This is a genomic window from Sphingobium lignivorans (genome assembly GCF_014203955.1).
In the GTDB taxonomy this organism is placed as follows: domain Bacteria; phylum Pseudomonadota; class Alphaproteobacteria; order Sphingomonadales; family Sphingomonadaceae; genus Sphingobium; species Sphingobium lignivorans.
Genome location: NZ_JACHKA010000001.1, coordinates 3,229,304 through 3,242,105, shown reverse-complemented (window position 1 = coordinate 3,242,105; position 12,802 = coordinate 3,229,304). Strand labels below are relative to the sequence as shown.

The window sequence follows — 12,802 nt, the reverse complement described above, 5'->3', positions numbered from 1 at the left end:
TCATTGGGTATGTGGGAGACGTTCAATGAAGAAGCAGTTGATCGCGGCTTCGGCCGCTCTTTCGGCGCTGTTCGCGGCACCGGCGGTGAATGCCGCTGTGGTCGATCCGATCGATCTGACGGGCAAGACGACTGACTCCTTCAGCGGTGTGATCGCCAGCGCGGGAGCGTTCACGGACGTCTTCTCGTTCACGCTCGACAAGGCGAGCGCGATGACGTCTTCTTCGATCACGTCCATTCTGACGGCGCTTGGCGGTGCCGGCGACATCGACTTCACGCAGGTCACCTTCAACAATTCGATCTTCTTCGACGTCGAGACGAATTTTGCCGGCACGACCGACGTGGCTCATATCAGCGGCGTTTATCTCGCGGCCGGTTCCCATCAGCTGACGGTGAGCGGCTTTGCCTATGCGCCGGCAAGCTATGGCGGCAATATCAACATCCTGCCGGTGCCCGAGCCAGCAACCTGGGGCCTGATGCTTGTCGGTCTCTCGGCGCTGGGCTGGGCGATGCGGCGTCGCAAGCCGCAGGCGCAGATCAGCTTCGGCTGAGACGGTCCGACGGGACTTCGCGCTCCATCGGTTCACACAGAAGGCGCCATCCTGAACGGATCGGCGCCTTCGTCGCATCGAGGGCGGGCGGCTGGCGCTTGCTGCCGGGATTCGATCTCCCTAAATGCTGCGTTGCGATCTTTGGTTAATGAATCGCCAGCCTGCGGACGGCGGATTCCCGACGCCTCCGATCCTGCCCAGCGGATTGAGATGATTGATTTCTAGCGAGAATGCGGCGTTTTCCGTGCCGTTTTCCTGCCCCGAGGCATCTCATTCTGACACAGGGGCGAAATCAGTTATGCCTAACATGCTTGAATTTCGCGAGCGCGAAAGGCATTAAGGAATCGCCAACCAAGGCATGTGGGAGAATTTTATGAAGAAGGTTGTGTTTGCGGCGGCAGCCGCAATGGCGGCACTCGGCCTCGCGCCGGCCGCTAACGCTGCGGTCGTTGATCCGATCGACCTGTCGGGCGGCAAGGTCACCGACGCGTTCACCGGAGTGGTTTCGGGCGCCGGCGATTTCGTCGACACCTTTGACTTCTTTCTGGACACGCCGAGCGCACTGACCTCGTCGTCGATCACGTCGATCCTGACGACGCTCAAGGGCGCCGGGGATATCGACTTCACGAAGGTGTCGTTCAACGGCACGATCCTGTTCGATATCTACAACAACCAGTTCGGTGGCGTTGACCTCGCAACTGTCGCTGGCGTCTGGCTGGGTGCCGGTGCGCACACGCTCGTCGTCGAAGGTACGGCCTTCGGTGCTGCGAGCTATGGCGGCAACATCAACGTGTCGCCGGTTCCCGAGCCCGCCACCTGGGCCATGATGGTTGCCGGTATCGCGGCTGTCGGCATGACGATGCGTCGTCGCGCTCGGAACGTCCGCGTCGCGTTCAGCTGATCAAGGCAGGGACGAGCGTCAGGCTCGTCTCCGCTCTCAAAGCAAAGAAGAAGGCGTCAGCATCGTGGGATCGCTGGCGCCTTTCTCTTTTCCGGGCTGGCGCGCCATGTCCGGTTGAACCTCTGGATTGATCGACATTCAGATGATGGCGTAACGGGAATGGTGGTTCTTCGGAACCGGGCGCGCAGCGCATTCAAGGCAGGGCGCGCGGAAAGCCGGGGAAGCGGAAACCACCCGCTGCAATCGCCGGTGCGGATCTCGATCGGTCCTGGAGTCGCAGGACGTGCTGCGCTCTCCGGCAGCTTCCTGTCTACGGCGGATGACAAGCTGGAACTGGAGGCCCGAGGGGAGCGGCCCCGGCCCAATGGGGCGACCGATGCGGCGCGGATCAAAACGCCCTGAACGCGCTGCCCCGTCCACTATCTTGCTGCGCGATGTCCTTCGATCAGCGCCTTCCGGCGCCGTCGCGAGGCTGGCAATAGTGGTCGTCTGTCCATGCACGCGCACTGTCCCGCGAGGGCGGGCGTGATGACGTCTCGGCCGCTTCCGGAAGCGGCTGCTACGCGCATTGATGCTCTCCCTCCTTCGCGTGGCGGACTGCCCACATTTGAGAGGTCGGTTGTCGCGAACGCCCCCGGGCACCTATGCATGCCCTTGCGCCAGCCGATGCGCTCGCAGCGCCATGCTTCCGAAGCCCAAGGGCGCGCCGGATGGGCCGGGGCGCTGCAATTCGGGCAAGTATTCCAGTGAAATGATCCGGTATTTCGAGCCGGAGCGCGAGGGCTGAGACGAACAGCCGGCGGCAGCGCCCCGGCTTGTTCCACGGCCTTCATGTCATGAAGTCAGCACAGGTTACCGCCCGGCTTCGTGACGGCAGATTATCCCGCCGGATGCCCGCCGGGCGCCGGCGCCGCGGCCTGCTGGTCGCCCTCGATCCATGCACGGACGATCTTGGTTGGCGTCGCGGGAGGCTCGCCCTTGGCGATGGCGTCCACGCCGGCCATCCCGTCGATCACCCGGCCGAAGACGGTATATTTGTTGTCGAGTTGCAGGCGCGGCATCAGCATGATGAAGAACTGGCTGTTGGCGCTGTCCTCGCTTTCCGCGCGGGCCATCGAAACGGTGCCACGCATGTGCGGGAGCCAGTTGAATTCCTGCTTGAGGTCCGGCAATTCCGAGCCGCCGGTGCCGTCGCCCTTGGGATCGCCGCCCTGCGCCATGAAACCATCGATCACGCGATGGAAAGCGAGACCGTTATAGAAGCCTTGCCGCGTCAGTGACTTGATCCGCTCGACATGGCTGGGCGCGATGTCCGGGCGCAGCAGGACGCGCACCCGCTTGCCATCGGAAAGCTCCAGCACCCAGACATTCTCCGGCGTGACCGGCGCCATGGCGGTGACCGGCTTCACGGCGGTTTTCTCGGCCTCGTCACGCAGCGCGTCGGCATCCTTGCGCGCGCGGGCGGCCATTTCCGCTTCCTTGAGAACGTCCGCGCCCGTGCGCTGCGCGAAGGCCGGCGTGACGCCGGTTGCCAGCAAGGCGACGGCCAGGGCAGGGCCGATCAGACGGGAAACACGCATCATTCGAGTCCTCATTTCATGTCCCTGGCCGCGCATGGCTGAACCTGCGCTGACCGTTTTCATCACGTCTTTCTGGCCGCGATCCGGGCCAGCATGTCGTCCCGCACCGTGGGCGGCACGAACCGGCTGATATCGCCGCCCAGATACGCGATTTCCTTGACCAGGCGCGAGGCGATCGGCTGCAGCGCAACGTCCGCCATCAGGAATACCGTCTCGATGCCCGGATCGAGATACTGATTCATGCCGGCCATCTGATATTCATACTCGAAATCGGCAACCGCGCGCAAACCGCGCAGGATGATCGATGCGCCGACCGAGCGGGCATAATCGATCAGCAGCGAATCGAACGCGCGCACGTCGATCTCGGTGTCGGCAATGCCTGCGCATTCCCGGCGCACCATCGTCAGCCGCTCTTCCAGGCTGAACAGAGGCGATTTGCTGGGATTGGTTGTGACGCCTATGACCAGCCGGTCGACCAGCTTCGCGCCGCGCCGGATGATGTCCATATGGCCGAGCGTGACCGGATCGAAGGTGCCGGGATAAAGGCCGATGCGCTGTACCATGATGATCCCTCAGTGCTTGCGCGCGATGGCGAAGTCCGCGATCTCGCGCAGCAACGCCGCTTCGTTGCCGAAGCCATGGAGATGATCCTTCGCCTGCGCGACCAGCATCTCCGCCTGTGCGCGCGCCTGCGCCGGCCCCATCAGCGAGACGAACGTCGCCTTGCCGGCCACGGCATCCTTGCCCACGGCCTTTCCGGTCGTTTCGGCATCGCCTTCCACGTCAAGCAGATCATCCGCGATCTGGAAGGCAAGGCCGAGGTCATGGGCATAGCCGCGCAGACCGACGCGCTTGTCTTCCGGGACCCGCGCCAGGATCGCGCCGGCCTCGACGCAGAACAGGATCAGCGCGCCTGTCTTGAGCTGCTGCATGCGCGTGACCGTGGCGAGGTCGAAGGCCATGGTCTCGGCGATCAGGTCCATCATCTGGCCGCCCGCCATGCCGCCCGGGCCACTCGCCGCGGCCAGTGCCTTCACCAGCTCGCAGCGCGCGAAGGGATCAGGATGCGTCCGCTCGTCGACGAGGATGGAATAGGCCAGGTCGTGCAGGCAATCCCCGGCGAGAATGGCTGTCGCTTCGTCGAAGGCCCGATGCGTTGTCGGCTTGCCCCGGCGCAGATCGTCATTGTCCATCGCCGGGAGATCATCATGGATCAGGGAGTAGACGTGAATGCACTCGACGGCGAGGCCAGTGCGCACGGCGCTCTCGAACGACACGTTGAACAGGTCGCAGCTCGCCTGGACGAGCAGGGGGCGCAGCCTTTTGCCGCCGCCGATCGCGCTATGGCGCATCGCGGCGTAGAGCCGGGCACGCTGGTCCTCCGGCAGCGCGAGACACTGATCGAACTGGCGATCGATCGCCTCGGCCATGGCGGTCATGGCTGCGGGAAGCCGGGGCGGCGCGTCGATGCGCATCAGACTGTCATTCGACCGGATAAGGAGCCGTCTTGGTTGCGTCGCCGCCAGCATTGCTCACGATCTGCTCGATCCGGGCCTGCGCGGCTTCAAGGCGGCGCTGGCACTGAGCGCGCAGTCGGTCTCCCTCTTCATAGAGCGTGATGGACTGCTCGAGAGGCACGTCGCCGCGCTCAAGCTGCTGGACGATGGCTTCCAGGCGTCGGAGCGCATCCTCGAAGCTTAACATCTGGGTTTCGGCGCTGTCAGCCATGGTCCCTGCATTGACCCGCCTCCCGCACAGGGTCAAGCGCTCTCATCATCCAAAGGAAAAATGCCCGGCTGTCGCGGAAATTGAGTTGACCACGCAAATGCAGCACGAAATAGAGAGAGGGCTATGAAAAACTCACGTCGCACCGCAATATCGATGGCGCTTTGCGCCTCGCTCCTCACCCTGGCTGCCTGCAACAGCGAGCCGGATTCCTCCAACATGAGCGCCGACGATCCGACGGCCGAAGAGCTGGCGAATGCCGCGCCGCCGCCGGCCGTACCGATGATCAAGGCCAGCCACACCTATCGGTGCAAGGACAACAGCCTGATTTTCGTCGATTTCATGACCGACGACAAGACGGCCAACTTCCGCTCCGCCAAGGATGCGCCGGTGGTCCACCTCGCCGCTCCGGAGGCCGGAGAGCCTTTCGTCTCGGCCGATGGCGCCACGACCATCACCGGTTCGGGCGACGAGATCAGCTACAACGGCCAGGCCTGCAAGACCGGCTGAGCCGGCGAGCGGTCGTTCCGTTCCTTTTGCTCTTTCCAGGCCGGCTCCGCGAGAGCCGGCCTTTTCATTGGCCCGCCGTCATTTCGCCGGCGGTGCGGGTCTGGGCCGGGCCAGTTCTGCCGCGTCCCAATGCTCGTCGGCCTTGCCGTCCACGAAGCGCCACATGTCGAACCAGCTGGTCGAGTAGGTCTTGCCGGGCTCGGTCGGGTGAGGGAGAGTTCGGCCCATCACGACGGAGACGAGGTCACCCTGCGCGAAGACGGCGACAATGGGCGTCTTCAAGGGGCCGCAAGGTTCGGTCCGCGGCCGGCTGCCAAAATATTTCATGACCGGCGCAAGGCCGGACACGACATTCGGATTGTGCTGGATGTAGCGCTCCGTGAGCCATTGCCCGGCGTCGCTCCAGTGATTGCACTGCAGCAATTCCCGCATGATGTGGAGCGCAGCCTGTTTGTTGCGGTGTAGAACGGGGTCGCTGTCCGTGAAGAGTGCCTCCGGATTGTCGACTCCGGTGACAGGCTCCTGCGCCTGGGCGGGCATGGGCGCTGCAAGGCTGAGCAAGGCGAGGGCCGCGAGCGAATGACGAAGCATGATGTCCTCTCCCCGGGGTTCTCCCCGGATCCATTGGTATCGCGGGCAGAATGCTTGATTGCCGGGGAGAAGACTAGTCTGGAGAGGAAGGGAAATGAAACCTTCTTTGCACGGGCAGGCCGCGTGCGGTCCGGACCAGTGTCAGCGAACCAGCAGGTCCGTCGGCAGGACCGCGTCGGACAGCACATGGCGCATCCGCTCCCAGCGCGTCGCCTCGTCGGGCGCGCCGCGCTCGACATAGTCGTGCACCAGCGTGCGGCCGAGATGATAATTGATGACGTAGCTGCGGTAATGCTCGATGAAACCGAGTGACTGCTCGGCCCGCTCGGCGCTCACCAGCTGATAGGTCTTCAGCAGTTCCAGGGCGGTCGCCCGGTCGACTTCGCCATCGAGATACATTTTCGCGATGGTCATGCGCGCGCCGCCCAGTTCCTCCGTTGCCTTGCGGACCTTCCACAGCGCCTCGGCGCCGGCGGGATCCAGCCCGGCGAGCGGGAAGAGCACATCGCGTTCGAAAGCGAGCTGCTCCTCGCCCGGGAATGCGAGGTCGATTCCGTAATTGGCGCTGCCCTCGGCAATCAGGCTCTGCGGCGAATAGAGCGGATTGACCTGATATTCCTTCCAGCCTCGCTGCCCGACGAGCGTCCGCTCGATCATGATGTTGAGCACATGATGGCCGGGATAGCCTTCATGGCATCCAAGGTCGACCGCGCGGCCGACCCTGGCGGGCAGGTCCATGTTGATCTCGATGCGGCTGTGGAAGGCGCCCTTGTAGTAATTGTAGCCGGACCATGGCTTGTCCGTGACGAACCCCATGTCGAAGCTCTCGTCGGCCGGCAGGTCGAAATGGGCGAGCGTGCGCCGGCGGCACTCTCCGATCGCCGCTTTCATGACAGCCGGCACGCGATCCTTGGCCACGACATAGCGATCCTGAAAGGCATCGACCCGCGCGGCCAGCGTGCCCGGTCCGGGCAGCAATGTCTCGAGCCGAGCTAGCAGATCATCATAATGAGAGAGCGGCTTGAGATCGGGCCGAATGCCGAACAGGCCTTCCGCTTCATCAAGGAACGGGAAGCGCGCGCCGCCGATCATGGCGAGGCGCGTGGCCGCCGCGCGATAGAAGCCGCGAAGGGCGCGGGCGCGGGCCTGATCCTGCGGCGCGCGCAAGGCGGGCGACAAGGCATCGATCCGCACGACCGCCGCTTCCGCCGCCTTCTGCAGGTCCTTGCGGGAGCGGGGCGCGCTGTCCGCCGCCGCTTTCAGGGAGGCCGGTCCATAATAAGCGTCGACATATTCCGCTTCGTGCGTGCCCACTTCCAGCGCCAGGGAAAGGAAGGTGCGGGCCAGCTCCGCGAGAGCCAGGCTGGCCTTGCTGCTTTCATCCTGCGCCTGCGCCGCACTGTGCTGCGGCGCATTGGGGGATTGCGCGGTCGCGCTGCCGGCGCACAGGAGAATGGCGAGGGCGGCAGCGGCCTGGAAAGGGCTGGCGGCGCGAAAGCGGGGGAGTCCGGTCAAGTGCATGGCCCTCACTCTGGCGCCTCGCCCGCGACCTGTCGAGTGCGCGCCGCGCAAATCTGCGCAAACGCCGCCGAGCATGGTTGTGCCGTCCGGGATGCAGCGATAAAGGCGCAGCATGTCGACCAACACGCCCGCCATCACGCCCCAGATCGTCGCGGATCATGGGCTCACGCCGGAAGAATATGACCGAATCGTCCAGGCGATCGGTCGAGAGCCCAATCTGACCGAGCTGGGCATCTTTTCCGTGATGTGGAGCGAGCATTGCTCGTACAAGTCGAGCCGCATCCATCTGAAGAAGCTGCCGACAAAGGCGCCCTGGGTGATCTGCGGGCCCGGCGAGAATGCCGGCGTGATCGACATCGGCGATGGGCAGGCCGCCATCTTCAAGATGGAGAGCCATAACCACCCCAGCTATATCGAGCCTTATCAAGGCGCCGCGACCGGCGTGGGCGGCATCCTGCGCGACGTGTTCACCATGGGCGCCCGTCCCGTCGCGAACATGAATGCACTGCGTTTCGGCCGCCCCGATCATCCCCGGATGAAGCACCTCATCGCGGGCGTGGTGCGCGGCATTGGCGGCTATGGCAATTGCGTCGGCGTGCCCACGGTGGGCGGCGAGACCAACTTCCATCCGGCCTATGACGGCAACATCCTCGTCAACGCCATGACGGTGGGCGTGGCCGAGACCGACAAGATCTTCTATTCGGCCGCTTCGGGCGTCGGCAATCCGATCGTCTATGTCGGTTCCAAGACCGGGCGGGACGGTATTCACGGCGCGACCATGGCCTCGGCCGACTTCGGCGAGGACAGTGAGGAGAAGCGGCCCACCGTGCAGGTGGGCGATCCGTTCACGGAGAAGCTGCTGATCGAGGCGTGCCTCGAACTCATGGCGTCCGATGCCATCGTCGCCATTCAGGACATGGGCGCCGCGGGCCTCACCTCATCCTCGGTCGAAATGGCCAGCAAGGGCGGCGTCGGCATCCGGCTGGACATGGACAAGGTTCCCCAGCGCGAAGCGGGCATGACGGCCTATGAGATGATGCTCTCGGAAAGCCAGGAGCGCATGCTCATGGTGCTCAAGCCGGGCAGGGAGGCTTTCGCGGAAGCCATTTTCCGCAAATGGGAGCTGGACTTCGCCGTGATCGGCGAAGTGACCGATACCGGGCGGATGGTGCTCGTCCATCATGGCGAGACGGTGTGCGACATTCCGCTGGGCCCGCTTGCCGATGACGCGCCGGTCTATGACCGGCCCCATGTCCCCACGCCCACACTCGCGCCGCTCGCGACAGTGCCGGACAGCGCTGATCCCGCCGCCGACCTGCTCAGGCTGATGGGCTCGCCGGACCTCGCCTCGCGCCGGTGGATCTGGGAGCAGTATGACCATATGGTCGGCGCCGACACGCTGCAGCGCCCGGGTGGCGATGCAGCCGTGGTGCGCGTCCACGGCACCAGCAAGGGCCTGGCGATCAGCACGGACTGCACGCCGCGCTACTGTTTCGCCGATCCGGTCGAAGGCGGAAAGCAGGCGATCGCCGAATGCTGGCGCAACATCACGGCGGTTGGCGCCACGCCGCTCGCCACGACGGACTGCATGAACTTCGCCAACCCGCAGCGCCCCGAGATCATGGGCCAGTTCGTGGGCTGCATCGAGGGCATGGCGCAGGCCTGCACCGCGCTCGATTTCCCCATCGTGTCCGGCAATGTCAGCCTCTACAATGAGTCGAAGGCCACCGGAGGGGGCAGCGCCATCCTGCCGACACCGGCGATCGGCGGCGTCGGGCTGCTCGGCGATATCGATCGTATGTGCACGATCGCGTTCAAGGGCACGGGCGACATCATCCTGCTGGTCGGCGAGAGGCATGGCGATCTCGGCCAGTCGCTCTGGCTGCGCGAATGCCATGGCATCGAAGGAAAGGACGCCGGGCCACCACCGCGCGTCGACCTCGAGACAGAACGCAGGACCGGCACCTTCATTCGCAGCGCCATCCAGTGCGGCGCCATCACCGCCTGCCATGACGTGTCGGACGGCGGCGTCGCGGTCGCCGTCGCGGAAATGGCGCTGGCGAGCGGCATCGGCGCGATCCTGGACCAGCCGCTTTCGGGCACTGCCGCGCAGACCTATTTCGCCGAGGACCAGGGCCTCTATGTCATTACGGCGCGCGATGTCGCGCTGGTCGAGCTGCTCAGCCAGGCAGAGGCGCAAGGCATCGAGGTCGCGCGGCTGGGGCGGACGATCGCCAACCGGGTGATCTTCGAGCTGCCGCAGAGCGACCACGCTGTTTCGCTGGCCGACCTGCGCAAGGCTCATGAAGGTTTCTTCCCGGCCCTGATGGACGCGGAGATCTGAGCGAAACGGCCGGGGGATGCTTTCTGCGCTCCCGGTCAGTCGCGCCGCAGGATATATTCATCGTCGCGGTGATTGCCGACCATGAACTGATATTCCCCTGCCTTCCGGAAGCCGAGCGACTGATACACCGCAATCGCGCGCGCATTGCCGGACCAGACGCCCAGCCAGAGCGGCCCCGGGAAATGCTCATCGAGCCAGTCGAGCGCGGTGGTGACCAATCGCCGCCCGAGCCCCATGCCCTGTGCATCCCGCCGCAGGTAGAGCTGGTACAGCTCGCCTGACCTGTCCGTCACATCGGGGTGCGGCAGCTTGCACGGCCCGGCATGCGCATAGCCGACCAACGCACCGTCCCCTGCCTCACAGACCCATGTGGCGTGATCCGACGCGCTGATCTCCGCAGCGATGGTGGGTTCTCCATAGGCCGTCCGCTCGAAGACGCCGAGGTCGGCGGGTGGGTAAGGGACGGCGAAGTCCTCCAGGAACGTCTCGCGAAAGCAGCGCAGCTTCAGGGCGGCCAGCGCGGGTACGTCATGCCTCGTCGCAGGCCGGATGCGAGGGGTGGGCGAAGTGTCAGCCATTGTCGATGCGTCCGAACAGAACATGATAAAGCGTCTCGCCGCCGCTCCGGTCGAAATGATCGACAACGCGGCGTAGAGCGGAGGGCGGGAGAGGCCGGTAGCCCCGATGAGGCACCTGCGCGCCGATCGCGCGGAAATGGCGCATGAGAGCGAGCCCCCCGACGGATGGCAAGCGATAATGGCCCTCCCGGACCTCGGCGCCGGTGGCGATCGCGCTCAGCATCGCCCGCAATTCTCCTGCGTCCGGATAGACGGGAAGGCCGACCGTGATATTTGCCTGTTGATATGCCGTGCGCCAGCCGGAGAAGCTCTCCGCGCCCAGGGTCGAGAAGAACAGGCTGCCGCCCGGCCGAAGCAGCCCCCGAAGGCGGGAAAGGGCGGCGGGGAGATCTTCGAACCACTGGAACGTCAGGCTGGAGACGATCATGTCGAACGCGGCTTCGCGGAAGGCCGGGGCCTCGCCGTCCATCACCATCGTCTCCACGCCGGGGCATCGCCGGGCAGTGGCATCCACCATTTCCGGTGCCAGATCGGTGGCGGTGAGATCTGCCTGCGGCCAGCGGCGGCGGAGCTCGGCAGTAAGGAGACCTGTCCCGCATCCGATCTCCAGAATCCGCTCCGGCGGAGCGGGGCGTGCCGCGCCTGCCCAGGCTGCCAGATCCTCGGCGACCGCGCGCTGGACCGGGGCGTGCGCGTCATATTGCCCGGCAGCGGCGGCAAAGGCGGATCGGATCAGTGCCTTGCGTTCGAGGGGCATGCGCCGCGCTTGCCATGCCGGGGGCTGGACGTCACGCCAAAAGACGATAGGAAGCGCCATGGCAGACGAGAGCTTTCGCATCGGTGGGCTGGATTTCCTGCGCGGTTGCGCGGTGATGGGGATCCTGTTTCCCAATATCGTCCTTTTCGGATTGCCGTCTGCGGCGCTGTTCAATCCCTTCACGGTGGGGACGACCGGGACGGGCGATCTGGCTGCCTGGCTGTTCAATTTCCTGCTGGTGGACGGGAAGATGCGCGCCATCTTCGCCATGCTGCTCGGCGCCTCCACGCTGCTGGTCATGGAATCCGCCGAGATGTCCGGCCGGGACGGTATGCGTGCGCATCGCCTGCGGATGCTGTGGCTGCTGCCGATCGGCCTCGCGCATCATCTCCTGCTGTGGTCGGGAGACATCTTGCTGATGCTGGCCCTTTGCGGACTCATCGCGACGCTCTTCGTGCGGCTGGAGACGCTGGGCCTCATCAAGCTCTCGCTGGGGCTGCTCGTCCTGCAGACCATCATCGATCTGTCCGTCACGCTGCCGGGTTTCGGCGTCCGTGCGGCAGCCGCGGCGCCCGGCGCATCCGCCGCTGCCGTGGCGCGCTGGCAAGGATATGCCGATCAGCTGGGTATCGGCGAGAGTGGCGCCGTCGCCCGGGAAATCATCCGCTATCGGTCCGGCTATGGCGAGATCTTCGGCGAGCGCTTCGCGTCCTTCGCGAGCGACATGCTTGGTCAGCTCGTCTATTTCCTGCCGGAAATGCTGGCCTTTACCGCGCTTGGCATGGCGATGCTGAAGGGCGGTTTCCTGGCCGGACAATGGGCGGTTTCCCATTATCAGGCGACGTGGCGCCGCGCCTTGCTGGTGGGGCTGGTCCCCATGGGCGGGCTGGCGATCTGGGTGCTCGTCTCGCATGATCCTCTGGCGGCCCAGTCGGCGGCTTTCGGCTGGTCCATTCCCCTGCGCCTTCCCATTGCCGTGGGACTGGCGGCGCTCGCCATGGGAATCGCGGCTGCCCGGTCCCAGTCACTGCCCGTGCGGCTCATCGAGTCGGTCGGTCGTCTGGCCTTGTCCAACTATCTGCTCACGAGCCTCGCGATGACCACGCTCTTCTACGGTTATGGTGCGGGTCTGTTCGGCCGGCTGGACCGGGCGGGCCTCATGCTCGTGGCCGTGGCCATGATGGCCGTGATGATCGCCTGGTCCACACTGTGGCGTCGTCAGTTCGGGCAGGGGCCTGCCGAACGGCTGTGGCGCTGGGCAGCCCGCCGATCCGGCTGAAGACCCTCGCGGCATCTCCCTGTGGGCCATGCGCGCCATCCATATCTGGTTGCGCCGGGGCGAGTCTGTCGCCTAGACAGCACCCTGTTACGGGTTCCCGCGCGAGCGGGGAGCAAAAGGGAAGTCCGGTGCGCGGTCCGCCGCAAGTCCGGTGCTGTTCCCGCAACTGTAACCGGCGAGTGACGCGCCTTTCATGCCACTGTGGCGGTCGGGATGTTCCCGGCCAATGCCATGGGAAGGCGGTGCGGATGCATTGACCCGGGAGCCAGGAGACCTGCCCGTTGACAGTCTGTCCTTCGCCGGTCGGGATGTGCCGGACGAACGGGGCCGAAACCCTCGCGTGACGACAAGGCAGAAGGACGTCGCCGGCCACTTGGCCGGGGGCGGCTCATGGCAAAGGACGTCATGTGACGCGAGGAAGAAGACATTCGGCAGTGCCCGTCGCGGCGCTTGGTTTGCTCATGCC

At 65.2% G+C, this 12,802-nt stretch carries 13 protein-coding genes and 1 riboswitch; of the genes, 5 read left to right on the top strand and 8 right to left on the bottom strand.

The window, feature by feature from the left end; translation table 11 throughout:
• Nucleotides 1-25: 25 nt before the first annotated feature.
• Nucleotides 26-550, top strand: coding sequence for an FxDxF family PEP-CTERM protein (locus tag HNP60_RS14955; RefSeq protein ID WP_184155285.1), 525 nt, complete (start codon nucleotides 26-28; stop codon nucleotides 548-550).
• A gap of 373 nt (nucleotides 551-923) precedes the next feature.
• On the top strand, nucleotides 924-1,451 hold the full coding sequence (locus tag HNP60_RS14950; protein ID WP_260394932.1) for an FxDxF family PEP-CTERM protein: 528 nt from the start codon (nucleotides 924-926) through the stop codon (nucleotides 1,449-1,451).
• Nucleotides 1,452-2,329: 878 nt separating this feature from the next.
• Here HNP60_RS14950 and HNP60_RS14945 read toward each other — a convergent pair.
• From HNP60_RS14945 to HNP60_RS14930, 4 genes are read right to left on the bottom strand one after another with little or no spacing between them, the layout of a single operon-like run.
• Nucleotides 2,330-3,034 (bottom strand): peptidylprolyl isomerase, encoded by a 705-nt coding sequence (locus HNP60_RS14945; RefSeq protein WP_184155279.1) that lies wholly within the window; start codon nucleotides 3,032-3,034, stop codon nucleotides 2,330-2,332.
• A gap of 59 nt (nucleotides 3,035-3,093) precedes the next feature.
• Complete coding sequence (gene coaD, locus HNP60_RS14940) at nucleotides 3,094-3,597, bottom strand: pantetheine-phosphate adenylyltransferase (protein WP_148276617.1); 504 nt, start codon at nucleotides 3,595-3,597, stop codon at nucleotides 3,094-3,096.
• A 6-nt stretch (nucleotides 3,598-3,603) separates the two neighbouring features.
• Nucleotides 3,604-4,506 (bottom strand): polyprenyl synthetase family protein, encoded by a 903-nt coding sequence (locus tag HNP60_RS14935; protein ID WP_184155276.1) that lies wholly within the window; start codon nucleotides 4,504-4,506, stop codon nucleotides 3,604-3,606.
• A gap of 7 nt (nucleotides 4,507-4,513) precedes the next feature.
• On the bottom strand, nucleotides 4,514-4,759 hold the full coding sequence (locus HNP60_RS14930) for an exodeoxyribonuclease VII small subunit (protein ID WP_014077389.1): 246 nt from the start codon (nucleotides 4,757-4,759) through the stop codon (nucleotides 4,514-4,516).
• A gap of 153 nt (nucleotides 4,760-4,912) precedes the next feature.
• Here HNP60_RS14930 and HNP60_RS14925 point away from each other — a divergent pair, with 153 nt between their 5' ends.
• A complete protein-coding gene (locus HNP60_RS14925; RefSeq protein ID WP_184157102.1) occupies nucleotides 4,913-5,266 on the top strand; it encodes a hypothetical protein in 354 nt (117 codons plus the stop codon).
• 78 nt (nucleotides 5,267-5,344) lie between these two features.
• Here HNP60_RS14925 and HNP60_RS14920 read toward each other — a convergent pair whose 3' ends face one another.
• Together HNP60_RS14920 and HNP60_RS14915 are read right to left on the bottom strand one after the other, a co-directional pair.
• Nucleotides 5,345-5,857: a nuclear transport factor 2 family protein gene (locus HNP60_RS14920; protein ID WP_184053170.1), complete on the bottom strand. Its 513-nt coding sequence runs from the start codon at nucleotides 5,855-5,857 to the stop codon at nucleotides 5,345-5,347.
• Between the two features lie 141 nt (nucleotides 5,858-5,998).
• Nucleotides 5,999-7,378 carry a hypothetical protein gene (locus HNP60_RS14915; RefSeq protein ID WP_184155273.1) on the bottom strand — a complete coding sequence of 460 codons (1,380 nt, stop codon included), beginning with the start codon at nucleotides 7,376-7,378 and terminating at the stop codon, nucleotides 5,999-6,001.
• A gap of 112 nt (nucleotides 7,379-7,490) precedes the next feature.
• On the opposite strand from HNP60_RS14915, the gene purL reads away from it, so the two are divergent.
• On the top strand, nucleotides 7,491-9,722 hold the full coding sequence (purL, locus tag HNP60_RS14910; RefSeq protein WP_184155270.1) for a phosphoribosylformylglycinamidine synthase subunit PurL: 2,232 nt from the start codon (nucleotides 7,491-7,493) through the stop codon (nucleotides 9,720-9,722).
• Between the two features lie 35 nt (nucleotides 9,723-9,757).
• Here the strand turns inward: purL and HNP60_RS14905 are convergent, their stop codons facing one another.
• Nucleotides 9,758-10,300, bottom strand: coding sequence for a GNAT family N-acetyltransferase (locus HNP60_RS14905; protein WP_184053178.1), 543 nt, complete (start codon nucleotides 10,298-10,300; stop codon nucleotides 9,758-9,760).
• The gene (locus HNP60_RS14900) at nucleotides 10,293-11,057 is read right to left on the bottom strand and encodes a methyltransferase domain-containing protein (RefSeq protein WP_184155267.1); all 765 of its coding nucleotides are present in this window, start codon (nucleotides 11,055-11,057) and stop codon (nucleotides 10,293-10,295) included. The genes HNP60_RS14905 and HNP60_RS14900 overlap by 8 nt, the downstream gene beginning before the upstream one ends.
• 58 nt (nucleotides 11,058-11,115) lie before the next feature.
• On the opposite strand from HNP60_RS14900, the gene HNP60_RS14895 reads away from it, so the two are divergent.
• Nucleotides 11,116-12,336 (top strand): DUF418 domain-containing protein, encoded by a 1,221-nt coding sequence (locus tag HNP60_RS14895; RefSeq protein ID WP_184155264.1) that lies wholly within the window; start codon nucleotides 11,116-11,118, stop codon nucleotides 12,334-12,336.
• A gap of 74 nt (nucleotides 12,337-12,410) precedes the next feature.
• Nucleotides 12,411-12,632: riboswitch (cobalamin riboswitch) on the top strand.
• Nucleotides 12,633-12,802: the final 170 nt, after the last annotated feature.

Excerpts from the sequence above, each read along its gene's own strand:
- HNP60_RS14955 (WP_184155285.1), top strand. The coding sequence starts at position 26 with ATGAAGAAGCAGTTGATCGCGGCTTCGGCCGCTCTTTCGGCGCTGTTC.
- HNP60_RS14950 (WP_260394932.1), top strand. The coding sequence starts at position 924 with ATGAAGAAGGTTGTGTTTGCGGCGGCAGCCGCAATGGCGGCACTCGGC.
- HNP60_RS14945 (WP_184155279.1), bottom strand. The coding sequence starts at position 3,034 with ATGATGCGTGTTTCCCGTCTGATCGGCCCTGCCCTGGCCGTCGCCTTG.
- HNP60_RS14935 (WP_184155276.1), bottom strand. The coding sequence starts at position 4,506 with ATGCGCATCGACGCGCCGCCCCGGCTTCCCGCAGCCATGACCGCCATG.
- HNP60_RS14930 (WP_014077389.1), bottom strand. The coding sequence starts at position 4,759 with ATGGCTGACAGCGCCGAAACCCAGATGTTAAGCTTCGAGGATGCGCTC.
- HNP60_RS14925 (WP_184157102.1), top strand. The coding sequence starts at position 4,913 with ATGGCGCTTTGCGCCTCGCTCCTCACCCTGGCTGCCTGCAACAGCGAG.
- HNP60_RS14920 (WP_184053170.1), bottom strand. The coding sequence starts at position 5,857 with ATGCTTCGTCATTCGCTCGCGGCCCTCGCCTTGCTCAGCCTTGCAGCG.
- HNP60_RS14915 (WP_184155273.1), bottom strand. The coding sequence starts at position 7,378 with ATGCACTTGACCGGACTCCCCCGCTTTCGCGCCGCCAGCCCTTTCCAG.
- purL (WP_184155270.1), top strand. The coding sequence starts at position 7,491 with ATGTCGACCAACACGCCCGCCATCACGCCCCAGATCGTCGCGGATCAT.
- HNP60_RS14905 (WP_184053178.1), bottom strand. The coding sequence starts at position 10,300 with ATGGCTGACACTTCGCCCACCCCTCGCATCCGGCCTGCGACGAGGCAT.
- HNP60_RS14900 (WP_184155267.1), bottom strand. The coding sequence starts at position 11,057 with ATGCCCCTCGAACGCAAGGCACTGATCCGATCCGCCTTTGCCGCCGCT.
- HNP60_RS14895 (WP_184155264.1), top strand. The coding sequence starts at position 11,116 with ATGGCAGACGAGAGCTTTCGCATCGGTGGGCTGGATTTCCTGCGCGGT.